General features: G+C 69.7%; 18 protein-coding genes. 9 read left to right on the top strand and 9 right to left on the bottom strand.

Annotated features, from left to right (window positions below):
* Positions 1-392: 392 nt before the first annotated feature.
* The 4 genes from OHB01_RS06660 to OHB01_RS06645 form a co-directional block, all read right to left on the bottom strand.
* Positions 393-1,706 carry a hypothetical protein gene (locus OHB01_RS06660; RefSeq protein ID WP_142650968.1) on the bottom strand — a complete coding sequence of 438 codons (1,314 nt, stop codon included), beginning with the start codon at positions 1,704-1,706 and terminating at the stop codon, positions 393-395.
* A 406-nt stretch (positions 1,707-2,112) separates the two neighbouring features.
* Complete coding sequence (gene argS, locus OHB01_RS06655; protein WP_328855093.1) at positions 2,113-3,834, bottom strand: arginine--tRNA ligase; 1,722 nt, start codon at positions 3,832-3,834, stop codon at positions 2,113-2,115.
* A gap of 51 nt (positions 3,835-3,885) precedes the next feature.
* Positions 3,886-4,914 carry a phosphate acyltransferase PlsX gene (gene plsX / locus OHB01_RS06650; RefSeq protein WP_142650900.1) on the bottom strand — a complete coding sequence of 343 codons (1,029 nt, stop codon included), beginning with the start codon at positions 4,912-4,914 and terminating at the stop codon, positions 3,886-3,888.
* A 17-nt stretch (positions 4,915-4,931) separates the two neighbouring features.
* Positions 4,932-5,501 (bottom strand): DUF1707 SHOCT-like domain-containing protein, encoded by a 570-nt coding sequence (locus tag OHB01_RS06645; RefSeq protein ID WP_147943095.1) that lies wholly within the window; start codon positions 5,499-5,501, stop codon positions 4,932-4,934.
* 388 nt (positions 5,502-5,889) lie between these two features.
* On the opposite strand from OHB01_RS06645, the gene OHB01_RS06640 reads away from it, so the two are divergent.
* A complete protein-coding gene (locus tag OHB01_RS06640) occupies positions 5,890-6,858 on the top strand; it encodes a hypothetical protein (protein WP_142650902.1) in 969 nt (322 codons plus the stop codon).
* Positions 6,859-7,228: 370 nt separating this feature from the next.
* Here OHB01_RS06640 and OHB01_RS06635 read toward each other — a convergent pair whose 3' ends face one another.
* From OHB01_RS06635 to OHB01_RS06620, 4 genes are all read right to left on the bottom strand, one after another.
* Complete coding sequence (locus tag OHB01_RS06635; RefSeq protein WP_142650904.1) at positions 7,229-7,408, bottom strand: hypothetical protein; 180 nt, start codon at positions 7,406-7,408, stop codon at positions 7,229-7,231.
* 61 nt (positions 7,409-7,469) lie between these two features.
* On the bottom strand, positions 7,470-8,006 hold the full coding sequence (locus tag OHB01_RS06630) for a YbhB/YbcL family Raf kinase inhibitor-like protein (RefSeq protein WP_142650969.1): 537 nt from the start codon (positions 8,004-8,006) through the stop codon (positions 7,470-7,472).
* A 19-nt stretch (positions 8,007-8,025) separates the two neighbouring features.
* Positions 8,026-8,823, bottom strand: a complete 798-nt coding sequence (locus tag OHB01_RS06625) for an ABC transporter ATP-binding protein (RefSeq protein WP_168066413.1) — start codon at positions 8,821-8,823, stop codon at positions 8,026-8,028.
* A gap of 22 nt (positions 8,824-8,845) precedes the next feature.
* Positions 8,846-9,751, bottom strand: a complete 906-nt coding sequence (locus tag OHB01_RS06620) for an ABC transporter permease (RefSeq protein WP_142650906.1) — start codon at positions 9,749-9,751, stop codon at positions 8,846-8,848.
* Positions 9,752-10,150: 399 nt separating this feature from the next.
* Here OHB01_RS06620 and OHB01_RS06615 point away from each other — a divergent pair, with 399 nt between their 5' ends.
* From OHB01_RS06615 to OHB01_RS06595, 5 genes are all read left to right on the top strand, one after another.
* Entirely contained in the window at positions 10,151-11,830 is a 1,680-nt protein-coding gene (locus OHB01_RS06615) for a peptide ABC transporter substrate-binding protein (protein ID WP_205830929.1), read from the top strand.
* Between the two features lie 133 nt (positions 11,831-11,963).
* Complete coding sequence (locus OHB01_RS06610) at positions 11,964-12,890, top strand: ABC transporter permease (protein WP_142650908.1); 927 nt, start codon at positions 11,964-11,966, stop codon at positions 12,888-12,890.
* Positions 12,883-13,830, top strand: coding sequence for an ABC transporter permease (locus OHB01_RS06605; protein ID WP_142650909.1), 948 nt, complete (start codon positions 12,883-12,885; stop codon positions 13,828-13,830). Before OHB01_RS06610 ends, OHB01_RS06605 begins: the two co-directional genes overlap by 8 nt.
* A 13-nt stretch (positions 13,831-13,843) precedes the next feature.
* Positions 13,844-14,875 (top strand): ABC transporter ATP-binding protein, encoded by a 1,032-nt coding sequence (locus OHB01_RS06600; protein ID WP_185949069.1) that lies wholly within the window; start codon positions 13,844-13,846, stop codon positions 14,873-14,875.
* Complete coding sequence (locus OHB01_RS06595; protein WP_142650910.1) at positions 14,859-15,875, top strand: ABC transporter ATP-binding protein; 1,017 nt, start codon at positions 14,859-14,861, stop codon at positions 15,873-15,875. Before OHB01_RS06600 ends, OHB01_RS06595 begins: the two co-directional genes overlap by 17 nt.
* Positions 15,876-15,886: 11 nt before the next feature.
* Here the strand turns inward: OHB01_RS06595 and OHB01_RS06590 are convergent, their stop codons facing one another.
* Entirely contained in the window at positions 15,887-16,693 is an 807-nt protein-coding gene (locus OHB01_RS06590; protein WP_260617475.1) for an SAM hydrolase/SAM-dependent halogenase family protein, read from the bottom strand.
* A gap of 106 nt (positions 16,694-16,799) precedes the next feature.
* Between OHB01_RS06590 and OHB01_RS06585 the strand changes: the two genes are divergently transcribed.
* From OHB01_RS06585 to OHB01_RS06575, 3 genes are all read left to right on the top strand, one after another.
* On the top strand, positions 16,800-17,081 hold the full coding sequence (locus tag OHB01_RS06585) for a DUF3263 domain-containing protein (RefSeq protein WP_328855092.1): 282 nt from the start codon (positions 16,800-16,802) through the stop codon (positions 17,079-17,081).
* Positions 17,082-17,167: 86 nt separating this feature from the next.
* A complete protein-coding gene (gene otsB, locus OHB01_RS06580) occupies positions 17,168-17,989 on the top strand; it encodes a trehalose-phosphatase (RefSeq protein WP_328855091.1) in 822 nt (273 codons plus the stop codon).
* A gap of 10 nt (positions 17,990-17,999) precedes the next feature.
* Positions 18,000-18,707, top strand: coding sequence for a hypothetical protein (locus OHB01_RS06575; protein WP_328855090.1), 708 nt, complete (start codon positions 18,000-18,002; stop codon positions 18,705-18,707).
* The last annotated feature ends 66 nt before the right edge of the window (positions 18,708-18,773 follow it).

The raw sequence follows: 18,773 nt of genomic DNA, 5'->3' as shown, positions 1-18,773 counted from the left end.
CGGCTCGACTTCTGGTCGTGTGCCCGCCGCCCACTCGGTCGGCGGGCGCAGTGGCGCCTGGCCCGGTTTCATGCGCATGAGCAGGCCCGGCGCCAGCCGTTCCCCCGCGTTCTTGTGCCTTGTGGCAACGTGCGGACCGTCTCGCGCGCTCACAGCGCCGGGTAAGGCGTCCGCGGCCAACACCACACGTAGGGCTCACACGCGCGGGCTACACCCCCCACGCCCAGACCGTCAACGCAGTGAGTCCACATCGGCAGGCTCCGCACCGTGCACCCGGCCGACAGCGCCCACGCGGCCGACAGCGGGCAGGCTCCGCACCATGCTTACGGCCCATCCGCTCGGCGCACTCGCGCTCCGTAGCCGGCTTGGCCGTAGGGGTCGGCGCGGCGTCCCTATGCGGCCCGGGGGCCGCGGCGCAGGAGCGTGGACACCTCGGTCAGGTCCCGCTCGGCCACGGAGACGCGCTCCTCGGATTCTCTGGCGTACTCGTGCAGAGCCCAGACGGCCTTGTCGGCGAGGTCGGCGAGCTTGCCCGCCCGGGTCTGGACGAACCGTACATCGGAGTGTTCCCGGACGCGGTGCCGCCACAGCAGATGCCCGCCTACGGCGGCGATCAGCAGGCCGACGAGGGCGAGCGGCAGGGCGACCACGAACCCGCTGACGATGACGACGACGGCGAGGACCAGGAGGACATATCCGGGCCATGGCCGGGTGCGCTTCGGCACGCACTCGGTGACGAGCCGCTGCTCGGCGGCCGCCATCGACTCCTGGTCGGGTCCTTCGGGTCTGAGCCTGATCGGATAGCCGAGGATCGGCACGTCCAGGGTGTCGGGTGGCGGCTCGCGCACCACCTCGACGAGGGACTCCGCCGCCGCCTTGATCGCCGGCGCCGCCACGTGCAGGGCGAGCGCGGCGATGTGGGGATCGGCGTCGGGAGCGAGGTCCTGGAGCAGATGCCCGGTGAGCGAGCTCAGCGGCCCCTCCTGGCCGCCCTGCCCCGCCAGGGCGCGGAGCACGGCCAGCGGCTCGTCCTCGGCCCATACGGTGCCGCGTACGACCCTGGTGACCTCGCCGGCCTGCCGGATGGAGGTGATCTCGGTGCAGCGTTCGCGCAGACGGCGCAGGGTGGCCGACGCCTGCAAGGACCGCTCGATCTCGGCGACCTTCGCCAGCTCGGGGAACGGTTCCAGAGAGGCGGGTACGGACGTTTCCGGCAGGCCGGGCACGAGGGCCTTCAGCCACCGGTCGTCGGTGGCCGGCACGTCCACCGCGTCGAGCTTGCGGAGCACGAAGATCTTGCCGACCGGCCCGTACGCCCCGCGAGCGGCGGCGAGCCACAGCGCCCGCTGGCCGGGTGCCACCGGACGGTCTTCGGACAGGTCGCCGAAGGCGGTGCCGAGCCAGGAGGCGTGGATGCGGTCGCCGTGACCGCAGACGGCGAGGGCCAGGCACAGGAACAGAGAGGTGCGCCGCTCGTCCAGCTCGTTGGCCAGGGCCAGCGGCTCCAGGGCGTCCTTGCCGGACAGGATGAGGACGAGGGCCTCGACGGCGGGCCCGAGCCAGTAGCCCGGCACGTCGTTGATCCCCGGCGGCAGGTCGGGCGCCGTGCCGTCGGCCGCCAGGCTGACGATCAGCGCCTCGGCGTAGCGGTGCAGTTCCGTGGCCTCGGCCAGGTTTCCTGGGTCCGGACTCGTGGTCAGGTCCATGCTCACGCGAAACGCTCCCCGAGGAGTCGGCTGGCACTCCCTTGACCGCGCCAGACTAGAGGCTTGGTGCGACAGTCACGGACGAGGCGCGCCGTGGACGGGCCTGACCGGCGGGAACGGAAAGGACGGACCGCCCTGAATCGGACGGCCTGTGATCGCGTAAGGGCGCCGTTCCCGGCCTCACGCGGGCGATCTCCTGCCTTGGAGGCGCCATCTCCGGTCTCGCGCAGGCGATGTCGTGCCCCGGGGAGGCTGCCCTTGGTCGCGCAGAAGCGATCTCCCGCCTCGAAGGCACCATCTCGTGCCCCGGGGACGTGATCTCCGGGCTCGACACCGGCGCCTCCCGCACTGGAGGTGCCGGTGTCGCCTTCTCCCGTGTCCGCCGAAGCGGAATCAGGCACCCCGCTCACATCCGTTCGGGGACTTCGATGCCGAGCAGGTCGAGCCCGCGCAGCAGCACCCGCAGGGTGAGCGCCGACAGAGCCAGCCGCGACTGCCGTACGGACTCGTCCTCGGCCTTGAGGACCGGGCAGCTCTCGTAGAACGAGGTGAACGCCTGGGCCACGTCGAACAGGTAGTTGCACAGCCGGTGCGGCTCGGACAGCTGGGCGACGGCGGCGACGACCGAGCCGAAGCCGAGCAGCTGCAGCGCGAGCGTCCGCTCGGCCGGGTGGCCCAGCGTGATCGGACCGGTGACCGACTCCGGATCGATCCCGCCGTTGCGGAAGATCGACCGGATGCGGGCGGTGGCGTACTGGAGATAAGGCCCGGTGTTGCCGGTGAGGGCGAGCATGCGGTCGAAGTCGAAGACGTACTCGCTGTCGTGGCTGACCGACAGGTCGGCGTACTTGACCGCGCCCATGCCGACCTGGCGCGCGATCTGCCTGCGGGCCTCCGGGTCGTAGCCGCGGTCGGCGATGACGGCCTCGGCCCGTACGACGGCCTCGTCGAGCAGCTCGGTGAGTTTGATCGACTCGCCGCTGCGGGTCTTGAACATCTTGCCGTCGCTGCCGAGCACGCTGCCGATCTGGACGTGCTCCGCCCTGACGTCGTCGTGCAGCCAGCCGGCCATGCGCGCCGCGGCGAAGACCATCTGGAAGTGGAGCGACTGGGTGGCGCCCACGACGTACAGGATGCGGTCGGCCTTCAGGTCGCGCACCCGGTAGCGGATCGCGGCGAGGTCGGTCGTGGCGTAGCCGTACCCGCCGTCGCTCTTGCGGACGATGAGCGGCAGCGGCTGGTCGTCACGGCCCTTGAAGCCGGGCGGGAACACGCACAGCGCGCCCTCGCTGATCTCGGCGACGCCGGTGCGCTCCAGCTCCTCGCAGACGTCGGGGAGCATGGGGTTGTACATGCTCTCGCCCGCGATGTCGTCGTCGGTGAGCGTGACGCCCAGCGTCTGGTAGACCTTGCGGAAGTAGCGGTTGCTGTATTCGATGAACTCGCGCCACAGGCGCAGGGTCTCCGGGTCGCCGCCCTGCAGCAGCGGCACCCTGCGGCGGGACCGCTGCTGGAACTCGGGGTCGTTGTCGAACTTGTGCCGCGCCGCCTGGTAGAAGGCGTTGCCGTCGCCGGCGGCCAGCATGCCGAGCGCCTTGTCCTCGCCGATGTCGAGGAGGTGCTCGATGAGCATGCCGAACTGCGTGCCCCAGTCGCCGAGGTGGTTCTGCCGGATCACCCGGTTGCCCAGGTGCTCGTGGGTGCGGGCGAGGGTGTCGCCGACGATCGTCGTGCGCAGGTGGCCGACGTGCATCTCCTTGGCGGCGTTCGGCGCGGAGTAGTCGACGACCACGGTCTGCGGGGCCGGCTGCGGCACGCCGATGCGCTCGTCGAGCAGCCGCTGCTCGGCCTGCCCGGCGATCCAGCCGTCGCGCAGCGTCAGGTTGAGGAACCCCGGCCCGCTGACCTCCACGCTGACGTCGGTCGTGTCGAGGTGGTCGGCGATGGCCTGAGCGACCTCCCGCGGGGCACGTCGGAGCCGCTTGGCCAGGCTGAGCGCGACGTTCGCCTGATAGTCGGCGAACTGGGAGGGCCTGATCAGCGGATCTTCGGTGGCGTGCTCCGGACCGAAGGCGGAACCCAGCGCCTGCTGGACCCGCTCGGTGAGCACGAGCTGCGGGTCGGTCATGAAGCCAAGCTTATCGGCGTACGCCTTCTGCCCGCCTTTCCATATCGGGGGTCACCAGCGGCGGTGCGACTTGTTGGTGGAGGCGACCCGCTCGCCGATCCTGGCGATGATGCCCTGGGCCGACAGGCGGGCCGCGAGCTCGCAGGCGGCGGCCACACCACGTGCCCGCGACGAGCCGTGGGCGATCACCACGGTGCCGCTGAGGCCGAGCAGCACGGCCCCGCCATGTGCCTCGGGGTCGAGCCGGCCGGCCAGCTCCCGCAGCCGGGCGCGCTGCAGCATCCCGCCGAGCCTGGCCACCCGGCTCTCCGCGATCGTCTCCCTGACCTGTTCGAACGCGTACCGCACGGTGCCCTCGACGGTCTTGAGCGCCACGTTGCCGGTGAACCCGTCGGTGACGATCACGTCGACCTTCCGGGTGAGCAGGTCGTGCCCTTCGATGTTGCCGGTGAAGTCGATCCCGGGCGCGGCGGCGAGCAGTTCGTGGGCCCGCTTGGCGAGTTTGTTGCCCTTCTCGGGTTCGGCGCCGATCGTGAGCAGGCCGACGCGGGGGCGCCGCATGCCGAGCGCCGTCTCGGCGTACGCCACACCGAGGTGGGCGAACTGCACCAGCATCTCCGGCTTGGCGTCGGCCGTGGCACCCGCGTCGAGCAGCACGGTCGGCTGGGGCAGGGTCGGCAGGCCGACCGCGATCGCGGGGCGTACGACTCCCTGCTGGGCCCGCAGCCGCAGCCGGCCGGTGGCGACGACGCCCGCCGTCGAGCCCGCGGACACGACCGCGCAGGCGTCGCCGCGCCGTACGAGATGGCAGGCGATGGCGATGCTGGAACGGGGGCGTCGCAGGCTCGCCAGAGCCCCCTCGTCCATCGCCAGCGCCTCCTCGGCCCGCACGATGGGGATCTCGGTGACCGCGTCGTGCCGGGCCAGCTCCTGGTAGAGCAGGCGGGGATGGCCGACGAGCACGACGGGCACGTCCCGCTCCCGGACGGCCTGTACGGCTCCCGCGACGATCTCCCCGGGCGCGTTGTCACCGCCCATGGCGTCGAGGGCCACGGGCAGCGCACGTCCGGCGGGCTGCATGGCCGCATCGTAGGGCGTCAGCGACGGGTCCCGCGGTAGACCACGATCTTGCCGAAGCGCGCGTTGCCGGTGACGCGGATCAGCGGGCCGTCGCCGTCGGCGCTCCCGCCGGTCACCGAGCGCTTGGAGAAGATCGCGCTGCCCTCGTCGACGACCCTGGCGTCGGCCGGCACGGTGACGATGAGCTTGCCGCAGAGGGAGTTCAGCTCCAGCGTCACCTCACGGCCGGGCAGGACCGCGTCGCTGAGATCCACGATCAGCGCGCCGAACACCGAGCTCAGCTCGGTGTGCCGCCCGGCGACCCAGCGCCCACGACGTATGATCTTGCTGAACACGGCGGAGACCTGCTGCCGTTCCGTGGAGAGCACGGTCGGCGGGTGGGCCGTGTCGGGCAGGTCCTTGATCAGAGGTGCGAGGTCGCCGATGGTCACGGCGCTGTAGGCGGCGTCGAGCCTGTCGGCGTGTTCGACGCTCGTCAGGCGGCCGGTGGCCAGCGCCTCGCCGAGGACGGCCGCCACTCGGTCGCGGTCGGCGTCCGAGGCGCGCTGTGCGGGGTCGTCTCCCGCGTACGGGGTGAGGGAGGTCACCTCACCAGCGTAACCCCTATCGAGATATGTCGCGATAGGGCGGATTCGTGGACGGCCTCCGACCGGCCGGGCCGCGACGTCCGCCGGCGCGTCGCTAAAAGTGAGCGGAAAGATCTGCCCCGGGGCCTGGGCGCGGTGTTTACCGTCGCTTTCTCCGGAGGCGGGATTGGGGTGACCGTCAAGTGCTCGTCCGGTGCTCGATATACCGACTTTCCGGACGGGGTGCCGGCCCTACATCCCCTGGTCAGCAGGGCTTTCCCCTGTGATCGGCAGTGATAGAAATGCCGACGTCTTTGTCGGCGTGCTCGCCGACGCACGGGGGTTCTTGGGTTCGTCATTCCCACTCTCGTGAAAAGGAATATGAACCGGGGGCAAGTCAATGAAACGAGTGGTTAGGACAGCCGTCGTCGCCGTCACGATCGGCATCGCCGGCATGCTGGCCGCGCCCGCACAGGCTGACGTGTGCGCCAAGAAGTGCACGGAGAAGCGGGTCACGACGGTGGCGAGGCTTCTGGCCGATCTGCAGGGCACGGTCGTCGGCGGGGCCACGGGCGGCGTCGTCGCGCAGGCCGACGCGGCAGCCGACGTGGCCGCCGACGTGGCCGCCGGGGTGGCGGTGGACCTGACCGCTGACATCAGGGCCAACCTCGTCGCGGTCGCGAAGCTCGCCGGCACCGTCACCGCCAACCTGTCCGCCGAGGCGAACGCGCACATCTGCGCGGCCGCCGCCATCGCGGCCGACATCGTGGCCGACGCCGCCGTCACCGTCGACGCCAACGTCATCGCCCGGCTGGAGGCCCACCTCTCCGCCGCCCTGGTCGCGGTCGCGGACGTCAACGCGGCTCTCGCCGCCAAGGCGACCGTCGCCGCGGGCCTCGTCGCCCAGGTCGGCAAGCCGGTCGTCGCCGCTTCCGGCCAGGCCGCCACGGCGGTGGACGCCTCGGCGGCGGCCGTCGCGAACGTGGGCGCCGTGGTCAACGCCGGGCTCAACGTCACCGCGCGGCTCAACGCGCTGCTCAGCCTCAAGGGCGCCGTGGCGGCGACCGCCGGCAGCGCGGGCGGCCTGCTGGCGCTGGTGCCGTGCGAGACGCCGGCGGACAGCGCCATGAGCAGCACCCAGACGGCGGCGACCGACGCCGCCACCCAGGCCGACGCCAACACCCGCGCGGTCACCAAGACCATCAGGAACACCGCGGACGCTCCGGCGCAGGGTGCCGCCGCGACGGCGGGGGCCGCGGCCGACATCGCCGCCTCCGCCTCGGCCACGGCCGACGCCGCGGCGTCGAGCACGGTCTCGTCCGCCCCTGACACGGTGGCCGACGTCGCGCCGACCGGGAGCCGCGGGTACGGCCGGTGAGCCTCGCCTGAGGCCGCCGTCACCGTCGAGGCGGCTCGCCGGTGACCCTGCTGCACGGCCATCGGACACGTACGGCAGGGCTGTCAGAAAGACGTCGAACGACGAGAACGGCCGGCACCCCCGAGGGGCGCCGGCCGTCCGGTGTCATACCAAGGCGTTATGCCGGACCGTTGTGCCGGACCGTTGTGCCGGGCCGTAACGCCTGGTCGTTGTGCCAAGGTGTCCACGCCAGGCCGACCTGCCCGATCGAGCCCTGCCGGATCGAGCCCTGCCGGATCGAGCCCTGCCGGGGTGCCCGCCGTGGAGCGGACACGGGCGCTCACCCGCGGCCGCCCGGCGGCGAACACCATGCGGCAGGGCAGGCCGGGCCTCAGTTGGGCGAGGCCGGCGAGTCGAAACGTGCGCGCAGGTGGGTGCGCCTGGCGATCTGGGCCTGCAGACGGGCCATCTGCCAGTGCAGCTCGATGAGCTGCTCCGCGATCAGCCCGACGGGAAGCTCCGAGGGATCTTCAGCGGCCAGATTGTCGATCGCCGTCGCGAGGTCGCTCATCCGCCCCTCCCCTATGTCGAATCTCCGTTCGAATCATAGTGGAACGAGCGGCCCTTCCGCGTCAGGTTTCGTACACAGGTGCGATATAACCCCGGGCGAGCGTGTTGGCGGTGATGTTGAAGCCGACCACGGCCGGTGGCGTGTCGGTGTCGAGGCCCAGGGACTCCACGCCCAGGGCGTGCACGGCGAACACGTAGCGGTGCGGGTGGCCGGGCGGTGGCGCCGCCCCGCCGTACTCCTTGGTGCTGAAGTCGTTGCGCGCGTGCTTGGCGCCCTCCGGCAGGCCCTTGAAGTCGGGGCCGTTGCCCGCGCCGGTCGGCAGCTCGGTGACGGTGGCCGGGATGTCGTACAGCACCCAGTGCCAGAAACCGCTGCCCGTCGGCGCGTCGGGGTCGAAGCAGGTGACGGCGTAGCTCTTGGTGCCCTCCGGGGCGCCCGACCAGCGCAGGTGCGGGGAGAGGTTCTGCCCGTTCATGCCCCAGTCGTTGAACACGTGGGCCTCGGGGAGCCGCTCGCCGTCGCGTATGTCGTCGCTCTCGACGGTCAGCGCGGGCACCTCGGGCAGATGGTCGTACGGGATCGGTGGCGGCGTCGGCACGGTCACCCCTCCGTTTCTGTCAGGCCTTGTTGTACGCCTCCAGGACCTCCTGGGGGTCGCCTTCCATTCTGATCTTTCCCTTGTGCAACCAGATCACCCGGTTGCACGTCTCCTCGATCACGTCGAGGTTGTGGGCGACCAGGAAGACCGTGCCGGCCGCGTCGCGCATCTGCTTGATGCGCTGCTGGCTCTTCTTCTTGAACTCGCGGTCACCCGTCGCGAGCGCCTCGTCGATGAGAAGCACGTCGTGCGTCTTGGCCGAGGAGATGGCGAAGCGCAGCCGGGCTCCCATGCCGGACGAGTACGTCGACATGGGGAACTGGACGAAGTCTCCGATGCCGGAGAAGTCGACGATCTCGTCGTACTTCTCGCGCACCTCGCTCGGCGTCATGCCCATCGCGTAGCAGCCGAGGATGATGTTGCGCTCGCCCGTCAGCTCCTTCATGAGGGCCGCGTTGACGCCGAGGAGGGACGGCTGGCCGTTGGTGTAGACGGCGCCCTTGTGCGGGGGCAGGAGGCCGGCGATCGCGCGCAGCAGGGTCGACTTGCCCGAGCCGTTGCGGCCGATGATGCCGATGGCGTCGCCGTGGTGGGCGACGAAGCTCACGCCCTTGACGGCGTGGACCTCCTTCATCTGCGGCCGGCCCTGCCGCCGCAGGATGCGCATGAGCGCGCTGGCCGCGTTGCCCTTCTCGGCGTCGCTGGCCGAGCCGTACACCTTGTAGACGATGTGGAGGTCGTCGACGATGACGGTCGGGGTCCCGGCCTTGGGGTTCTGCGTCTCGTGGTTCTGCGTCTCAGAAGTTTGGGGCGCCACCTGCGACAGCTCCTCGGTCAGCTCAGCCACGGCCGTACCTCTCCTCGGCCCGCCAGAAGTACCAGAAGCCGACGATCAGCGCGAACACTGCCCAGAATATGCAAGTCACCCACGCCCAGCGCTCGGGGAACCGCTGGTAGATCAGCAGATCGCGCATGAACTCGATGTACGCGGCGGCCGGGTTGAACTCCAGCGCCCACCGGAGGAAGTCCGGCAGGTCCTTGGTGCGATCGTCGATCGCGTAGAAGACGCCGGAGGCGTACAGCCAGGTGCGCGTGATGAACGGCAGGAGCTGGTTCATGTCCCGCATGAACGCGCCGAGGCGGGCCATGAACATGCCGGTGCCGATGTTGAAGACGAGCTGCATGAGCAGCACCACGGGGATCAGCAGCCAGAGCAGGCTCACCGGCTCTCCGGTGACGAGCACCAGGAGGAGGAGCACGGCCATGGAGTAGCCGAGCTGCTGGAGCTCCTGGATGACGTACGCCAGGGGGAGGGCGGCCCGGGGAAAGTGCAGCGCCCGGATCAGGGAGAGGTTCGACGAGATGGACTTGGCCCCGCTGATCACCGTGCGCTGGGTGAAGGTGAAGACCATGACGCCGGTGATGAGGAAGGCCGGGTAGTTCTCGATCTTCTTGCTCTGCCCGAGGATGACGCCGAACATCAGCCAGTACACCGCGGCGTTGAGCAGCGGGGTCAGCACCTGCCAGAGCTGGCCGAGCATCGACTCGGAATACTTGGAGACGTTGCGCGAGGTGGCGTACGTGAGGATGAAGTGCCGCCGGTCCCACAGTTGGCGCAGGTAGGCGGGCATGCTGGGGCGTGCGATGGCGCGTCGTAGTCCGTGACGCTCGGCAAGCGCGGCCAGCGACTCCGGGGCTCGGCCGCCACCCTGGGCCTCCGCGAGCGCGGATTCCGGCTGGCTCATGGCATGGACTCTATTGGATGGAGGTCGGTGGGACGGCTGTCGCACCGAACGTGGCTGCGACTGGTCAAAGGTAGCCCAGGACATCTTGATCCGGGGACCGGGGCACGGGGTGTCGCCCCTGTTCCGGATCAAAGGACTGGCGTTCTGTTGGTATATGTACCCTAAAGGGGAGTTTGATGCCGTGCTGGGCATTTAAGGTTGGGCTCGCAGGATTGTGTGTGACGCCCGACTGACGCACGTGTGACCGAACTGCAACGTGCTGGAGACTCCTCTGGTGCGTCCGGTAAGGGATGCTCCGGACGACTGGCAGGACGTCAGCTGGTTTGACGATGCCCGGCAAACCGGGTGCCAACCAGCGCGAACGCCCATCCTTAGAGGGAGGACCAATCCACTATGCGCGTGACTAAGGGCGCGAAGATCGCCACCGGCACCGCGCTGCTTGCGCTCGGCGTCGCCGCGTGCGGCGGGGGCGGCGGGTCCAGTAGCGGCGGCGGGGACAACCCCCGGGCCGCGACCGGGACCGTCTACATCCGCGGTTGTGAGCCGCAGACCGGCTTCGTCCCCGGAAACATCAACGAGACCTGCGGTGGCACGATCAACGACTTCGTGTACAGCCGTCTCGTCAAGTACAACTCGGACACGGCCGCTCCCGAGCTCGACCAGGCGGAGTCGATCGAGACCACCGACAACAAGGTGTGGACGATCAAGCTCAAGCCCGGCCTGAAGTGGACCGACGGCACGCCGGTCACCGCGAAGAACTACGTCGACGCGTGGAACTACACCGCGTACTCGCCGAACGCTCAGCTCGGCAGCTTCTGGTTCGGTGACATCGAGGGCTTCGACAAGGTCAACACCGCCGACCCGGACGGCCCCGACGGCCCGAAGGAGGCCCCCAAGCCGGAGACCGACAAGCTGAAGGGCCTCGAGGTCATCGACGACCTCACCTTCAAGGTCACGCTGACCGCGCCCGTCGCCGTGTTCCGCACCAAGCTGGGGTACTCGTCGTTCTCGGCGCTGCCCGACGCCTTCTTCAAGGACCCGAAGGGCTTCGCGCAGAAGCCGGTCACCAACGGTCCGTTCAAGTTCGTCCAGTGGGACCACAACTCGCAGATCATCGTCGAGGCGAACCCCGACTACCCCGGGCCGGAGAAGCCCAAGGTCAAGAAGATCGTCTACAAGATGTACAAGGACGACAACGCGGCCTACGCGGACCTGGTCTCCAACAACCTCGACTTCACCGAGCTGATCCCGCCGTCGGCGCTCGCCGGCGACAAGTGGAAGACCGACCTCGGCGACCGCGCGATCGACGGCCAGCAGGGCGTCATCCAGACGATCACCTTCCCGCTGTACGACAAGGAGTTCGGCGGCAACGCGGACTTCCGCAAGGCCGTGTCGTACGCGATCGACCGGAAGACGATCACCGACAAGATCTTCAACAAGGGCCGTGTGCCGATCAACGGCTGGGTCTCGCCGATCGTCGAGGGCTTCAAGGACGGCGCCTGCGGCGACCTGTGCACCTACGACCCCGCCAAGGCGAAGGAGTACCTCGCCAAGGCCAAGGCCGAGGGTTACACCCCGCCGGCCGAGTTCCCGATCTGGTCCAACGCCGACGGCACTCACAAGGAGTGGATCGAGGCCACGGTCAACAGCATCAACCAGGCCTTCGGCGCCGACTCCGGCGTGAAGTTCGTGCACAAGGACATGCCCACCTTCGCCGAGCTGCGTGACACCATCACCCAGCACAAGATCAAGGGCGCGTTCCGCACCGGCTGGCAGATGGACTACCCCCACATCGAGAACTTCCTGAACCCGCTGTACAAGACCGGCGCTTCGTCCAATGACGGTCTCTACAGCAACAAGGCTCTCGACGCGAAGCTCCACGAGGCCGACACCGCCACCGATCCGGCCCAGGCCAACGCCCTCTACCAGGAGGCCGAGGCTATGCTGCAGCAGGACATGCCCGCTATTCCGCTGTGGTCGTACGGTCTGCAGGCCGGCACCTCCAAGTGGGTGACCGGCGTGAAGGTCACTCCCTTCGGCGTGCTCGACCCGCTGTCGATCGCGATCAAGGAAGCGTAGGACAGCTCGTAGGTGAACCCCCCGAGGCCGGTTCCCCACCCGGGGCCGGCCTCGTGGGCTGTCCATTCGCGACTTCCCGTGTTGACCCACGGGGAGCGCATGTACGACCTTTAGCGTCAGATCGGAGGTGCGCATGGGCCGATACGCGATCCGGCGCCTGCTGCAACTCGTGCCTGTCGTGCTGGGCACGACCTTCATCATCAACTACATGGTCTGGCAGCTCCCGGGCGACCCGTTCGCCGGGAGATGCGGCCAGCGGCCCTGTCCGGACAGCTATGTCACGGCCATGCGCGAGCAGTTCGGGCTGGACCAGCCCATTCTGGTGCAGTACTGGAACTTCCTGAAGAACCTGTTCACCGGCAACCTCGGCACCGACTTCAACGGCGTTTCCGTCGCGACCCAGCTCGGCGACGCCTGGCCGATCACCATCAGGCTCGCGCTGATGGCGGTGCTCTTCGAGGCGATCATCGGAATCGGCGCCGGCGTGCTGTCGGGGCTCAAGCGCGGCGGCTTCGTCGACAACGTGGTGACGGTCGCCACGCTGATCCTGCTGTCGCTGCCGATCTTCGTCACCGGTTATCTGCTGCAGTGGATCCTCGGCGTGCAGTTCGGCGTGATCGAGCCGACCGTGTCGGACGCGGCGACGGTCCCCGAGCTGGTCGTCCCGGCGCTCGTGCTGGCCAGCCTCAACATGGCCTTCACCGCGCGGCTCACCCGTACGAGCATCGTGGAGAACCTGCGCGCCGACTACGTGCGGACGGCCGTGGCCAAGGGACTGAGCAACCGGCGGGTGGTCGGGATCCACCTGCTGCGCAACTCGCTCATCCCGGTGCTGACGTTCCTCGGCACCGAGATCGGCTCGCTGATGTCCGGCGCGATCATCACCGAGGGCATCTTCAACATCCACGGCATCGGCGGCCTGTTGTGGCGGGCCATCAACGGTCAGGACTACACGATCGTGGTCCCCGTGGCCACGCTGCTCGTGCTCGTGTACCTGGTGTCCAACCTGCTCGTCGACCTCCTCTACGGCGTGCTCGACCCGAGGATCCGCTATGAGTGACCCGACCGTGACGCAAGACCTCATCAAGGGTGCGGACGAGCCGGCCGCGAGTCCGGTCGCGGTCCGGGGCGACAGGCGCAGCCTGTGGCGCGACACGTGGGACATCCTCAAGCGACGCAAGATCTTCTGGGTCTCGCTCGTGATGCTGATCCTGTTCCTCCTGATGGCGGCGTTCCCGACGCTGTTCACGCACAAGGACCCGGAGTACGCCACGCTCGCCAAGAGCATGGAGGGGCCGAGCGCGGACGCCTGGTTCGGCTACGACCTGCAGGGGCGGGACGTGTGGGCCAGGACGATCTACGGCGCCCGCACCTCGATCATCGTGGGTGTGCTGGCCACGCTGGCCACCATCCTGCTGGGCGGCCTGACGGGCGTGCTCGCGGCCTACTTCGGACGCTGGATCGACGCGATCGTCTCCCGTGTCGGCGAGATGTTCCTCGGCCTGCCGTACGTGCTGGGCGCGATCATCATCCTCGGCACCGTGGCGCCTGCCCAGTCGAACCCGGGCAAGGCGATGATCATGGCGGTCGTCATCATCGTGCTCGCCCTGCTGGGCTGGCCGATCCTGATGCGCATCGCCCGCTCCGCCGTCATCCAGGCCAAGCACCAGGACTACGTGCAGGCCGCGAGAGCGCTCGGGGCCGGGCCGCTGCGGATCATCTTCCGGCATCTGCTGCCCAACTCGCTGGCGCCGATCCTCGTGTACGCCACGATCACGATCGGCAGCTACATCGGCGCCGAGGCCACGCTGTCGCTGCTCGGCATCGGCCTGCGTCCGCCGGTCATCTCCTGGGGTATCGCGATCGCCGACCACGCGTCGTACATGCGGACCGGGGCGCACGCGCTGCTCTTCCCCGCGGCGTTCCTGTCCCTGTGCGTGCTGACCTTCGTCATGCTCGGCGAAGCCGTACGCGACGCCCTCGACCCGAAGCTTCGATGAGGAGGCACAGCGAGTGACGGAAGTGCTTTCCGAGCAGGTGGGCAGAGGCTCACACAGCGGCGCCCTGCTGGAGGTGGACAACCTCCACGTGGAGTTCCGCACCCGGGCGGGCGTGGCCAAGGCCGTCAACGGCGTGACGTACAGCGTGGACGCCGGTGAGACGCTCGCCGTGCTGGGCGAGTCGGGTTCGGGCAAGAGCGTCACCGCCCAGACCATCATGGGCATCCTCGACATGCCCCCGGGCAAGATCACCGGTGGCGAGATCCGGTTCCGGGGCGTCGACCTGCTCAAGCTCCCGGACGACCAGCGCAGGAAGATCCGCGGAGAGGGCATCTCCATGGTCTTCCAGGACGCGCTGTCCGCGCTGAACCCGGTCTTCCCGGTCGGCTGGCAGATCGCCGAGATGTTCCGCATGCACCGCGGCACGTCGCGGGCGGACGCCAAGAAGAAGGCCATCGAGCTGATGGACCGGGTCAGGATCCCGGCCGCCAGGGACCGGGTCAACGACTTCCCGCACCAGTTCTCCGGCGGCATGCGGCAGCGCATCATGATCGCCATGGCGATCGCGCTCGACCCGGAGATCCTGATCGCCGACGAGCCGACCACCGCGCTCGACGTGACGGTCCAGGCACAGATCATGGGTCTGCTCGCGGAGCTGCAGCGCGACAGCAACATGGGCCTGATCCTGATCACCCACGACCTCGGCGTCGTCGCCGACGTCGCGGACAAGATCGCGGTCATGTACGGCGGGCGCATCGTGGAGAACGCCCCGGTTCACGACCTGTACAAGAACCCGGCCCACCCCTACTCGAAGGGGCTGCTGGAGTCCATCCCCAGGGTGGACCACAAGGGCCAGGAGCTCTACGCGATCAAGGGCCTGCCGCCCAACCTGCTGGAGATGCCGACGGGCTGCGCCTTCCACCCGCGCTGTCCGTACCGGCGGGACAACTGCGTGACCGACGTTCCCCAGCTGTACACGATCAGTGGCACCCGCGGCAGCGCCTGCCACTACTGGAGGGAGGTCATCGATGAAGGCGAACGCTGAGTCGATCCTCGAAGTCCGCGACCTCGTCAAGCACTTCCCGCTCACCCAGGGCATCGTCGTCAAGCGGCAGATCGGCGCGATCAAGGCCGTCGACGGGGTCTCCTTCGACCTGCACCGGGGCGAGACGCTCGGGATCGTCGGCGAGTCGGGCTGTGGCAAGTCCACCCTGGCCAAGCTGCTGATGGCGCTGGAGCGGCCCACCTCGGGCTCCGTACGCATCCATGGCAGGGACATCGCCTCGGCCAGGGGCGCCGAGCTCAAGCGGATGCGCCGCAACATCCAGATGGTCATGCAGGACCCCTACACCTCGCTGAACCCGCGGATGACCGTCGGCGACATCGTGGGGGAGCCGTTCGAGATCCACACGGACGTCGTGCCGAAGGGCGGCCGCCGGCGCCGGGTGCAGGAACTGCTCGAAGTGGTGGGCCTCAACCCCGACCACATCAACCGCTACCCGCACCAGTTCTCCGGCGGCCAGCGTCAGCGCATCGGCATCGCCCGCGGCCTGGCGCTCCAGCCTGAGATCATCATCTGCGACGAGCCGGTCTCCGCGCTCGACGTGTCGATCCAGGCCCAGGTCATGAACCTGCTGGAGCGGCTGCAGAACGAGTTCGACCTCGCGTACATCTTCATCGCGCACGACCTGTCGGTGGTCCGCCACATCTCCGACCGGGTCGCGGTGATGTACCTCGGCAAGATCGTCGAGCTGGGCAGCGACGCCCAGATCTACGAAGGCCCGACCCACCCGTACACCCAGGCGCTGCTGTCGGCCGTGCCCGTGCCCGACCCCGAGGGCCGGGAGACCCGCCAGCGGATCATCCTGCAGGGCGACCCGCCCTCGCCGGCCAACCCGCCGTCGGGCTGCCACTTCCGCACGCGCTGCTGGAAGGCGCAGGACATCTGCGCCGAGCAGACGCCCGCACTGGAGCCGCGCCCGGGCAGCGACCACCCCAGCGCCTGCCACTTCGCGGAGGTCCGCGACGTGGTGAACGCCCAGTAGAACCGGCCGGGTCAGCGCCCGGGCGACAGCCGTACGTGCGCGCCCGGGGGCAGACCCAGGCGGTCGGAGGCGTCCCCGGCGTTGATCGCCATCGCGACCAGCCCGGCGGAGTCGGTGAACGCCACCAGGTCGCCGGGCGGCACGGCGGTGAACGTCTCCCGGTACGGCACGGCGACCTGGCGGCGCCCCAGCCACACGGCGACGGTGTCGCCGAGCCGTACGCCGATCTCGGCCATGTCGGTGGCGGTGATCGACAACTGGACGTTGCCGTGCCTGTCCACCGACAGCACCTCGCCCTCGGCCGCGCCGTCCCGCAACCGGCAGGTCGGCGCGGGCAGGGTCACCAGGCGGTCCACCGGCATCGGCGGCCCCACGTCGGCGACCGAGCGTCCGGTGCACAGGTGGGCGGCCACCGGGGCGAACAGGTCCCGTCCCGGGAAGGTCGGAGAGACGTTCTCCAGGCACAGGTCCTTGTTCGTGATCTCGTAGGCGGCGTCGGCGCCCCCCGCGGCGCGGACGGCCCATGACAGGATGCCGTTGTCGGGGCCGAGGAACACCCGTCCCCCCGCCTCCACGGCGACCGGTCGCCGGTTGCCGCCCACCGCGGGATCGACCACCGCCAGGTGGACGCCCGCCGGCAGGTAGGGCAGGGTCTGCGCGAGGATGGCCGCGCCGCGGCGTACGTCCCCGGAGGGGACGAGATGGCCCACGTCGATGATCCGAGCCTGCGGGGCGATGCCCGCGATCACGCCGTGGCACGCGGCGACGTACCCGTCCTCCAGCCCGTAGTCGGTCAGAAGCGTGATTACAGAGCTCACACCACGTGACATTACGTCTGTCCCGCCCGGCCTGAACACCCCGGGTTCGTCTCGCGGGCTTGGCATTACCATGGGACGGGCCCGCGAGCCGATCGAGGAGGAGCCGATGGACACCGAACCGGCCGGCGGCGACGGGCCGGACCTCTCGGACCGCGACCGCGAGATGCTCGCGTTCGAGCGCCAGTGGTGGCGTTACGCGGGCGCCAAGGAACAGGCGATCAGGGAGGCGTTCGGCATCTCCGCGACCCGGTACTACCAGTTACTCGGGGAGATCATCGACCGGCCCGAAGCGCTGGAGCACGACCCCATGCTCGTCAAGCGGCTGCGCCGGATGAGAGCCGGGAGGCGGCGCGACCGCTCGGCCCGCCGCTTCGGGTTCAACTCCTAGCTTTCCCTCCCCTTCACGCATGAGCCCCGCATCCGGGGCATGAGGCCGTCGAGGCGTACGCACGGAACCCCCTTCGGAGTGAGGCCATGACCCTGCCCGAGCACGCAGGACTCGACGCGATCATCGCCGATCCGGCCGGAGCCGTGATCGGGCTCGACTACGACGGCACGCTCGCCCCGATCGTGCCCGACCCCGCCGCCGCCCGCGTGCATCCCGGCGTGCCCGGCGTGCTGGCCGCCCTCGCCCCGCTGGTGCGCGCCGTCGTGATCGTCACGGGCCGCCCGCCGCGTACGGCTCTCGCACTCGGAGAGGTAGCCGGCGTGCCGTCCCTCGCCGACGTGCCCGGCCTGGTGATCCTCGGCCATTACGGGCTGGAACGCTGGGAGGACGGCCGTCTGACGGCCCCGCCGCCGCCTCCCGGGCTCGGCCTCGTCCGCGCCCGGCTGCCCGAGCTCGTGAAGGGCCTCGACGGCGCATGGATCGAGGACAAGGACCGCGCCGTCGCCGTGCACACCCGGCGGTGCGCCGACCCCGCAGGGGCGCTTGAGGCGCTGCGCGGGCCGGTCGCGGCGCTGGCCGAGGAGGCCGGGCTGGCGGTCGAGCCGGGCCGCATGGTGCTGGAGCTGCGGCCGGCCGGAATGGACAAGGGCAAGGCCCTGTCGGCCTTCCTCGCCGAGCGGGAGGCCCGCTCGGTCATGTTCGTCGGCGACGACCTGGGGGACCTCGCGGCCTTCGACGCGGTCGAGTCGGCCGGCATCCCCGGCGTACGGGTCTGCAGCGGCTCGGCGGAGGTGACCGCCCTGGCGGAGCGCGCCGACCTGGTGGTGGACGGCCCCGACGGCGTCGTGGCCCTGCTCGGCGACCTCGTGGCACGCCTCGGCAAGTCGTCTGCAAGCGGCGGGGCCTAGCGTGCCGGGCATGAGGACAAAGATCCCGGCCGTGGCGGCCGGTCTGACCGTGCTCGCTACATCTCTCGCCGCGTCACTGGCGGCGTCCCTGGCGGCTCCGTCGGCGTCTGCGGCGTCTGCGGCGGCGTCCATGACGGCTCCGGCGGCGTCCATGACGGCTCCGGTGGCGTCTATGGCGGCTCCGGTGGCGGCGTTCGCGAGCGGCAGTGCGGCGACGAAGGCTCTGCATCTGCGCAAGGGGCTGACGCTGAGGATCCCGTCGTCCTGGAAGGTCGACGCCGTCCGCAAGGACTGGCTGCGCGTCATCACCGGCTCGTGCCCCACCAAGGGCACGGACATGTACGGCTTCCGCGACTCGGGCTGCCACAGCTTCTGGATCATGGGGCCGAAGGCCATCGCCATAGGCCACGAGCTGTTCCAGAAGTACACGCCGGACGGCCCGTTCTATCCGGCCACCGACGTCGGGCCCTGCCCGGTGAAGAAGAACCTCGTCATCCGCAGGACCACGCTCGCCGAGAAGGGGCTGCGGCAGATCGGGCCGGGACACAAGGCGTACTACCGCGACTGGGCGGGCACCTGCGGCACCATGACCTCGGGCAAGGTGAGGGCCCGCTACAACCAGCGCGAATGGTATCTGCCGATGTCGAAGATCCTGGTGATCGACCAGTGGCGGACCCCGGGCCTGAGCACGATTCTCAAGAACGCGACCTGGCACTGACGACCGGCTCCGGCCTGCGCCTGGGGCACGTCGGTCGCTGTGCGGGGGGCTTTGGTTCTTGGTGGT

The sequence above is a fragment of the Microbispora hainanensis genome (assembly GCF_036186745.1).
Taxonomy (GTDB): domain Bacteria; phylum Actinomycetota; class Actinomycetes; order Streptosporangiales; family Streptosporangiaceae; genus Microbispora.
The sequence above is the reverse complement of the archived record's forward strand: the minus strand, read 5'-3'. Positions and strand labels throughout refer to the sequence as shown.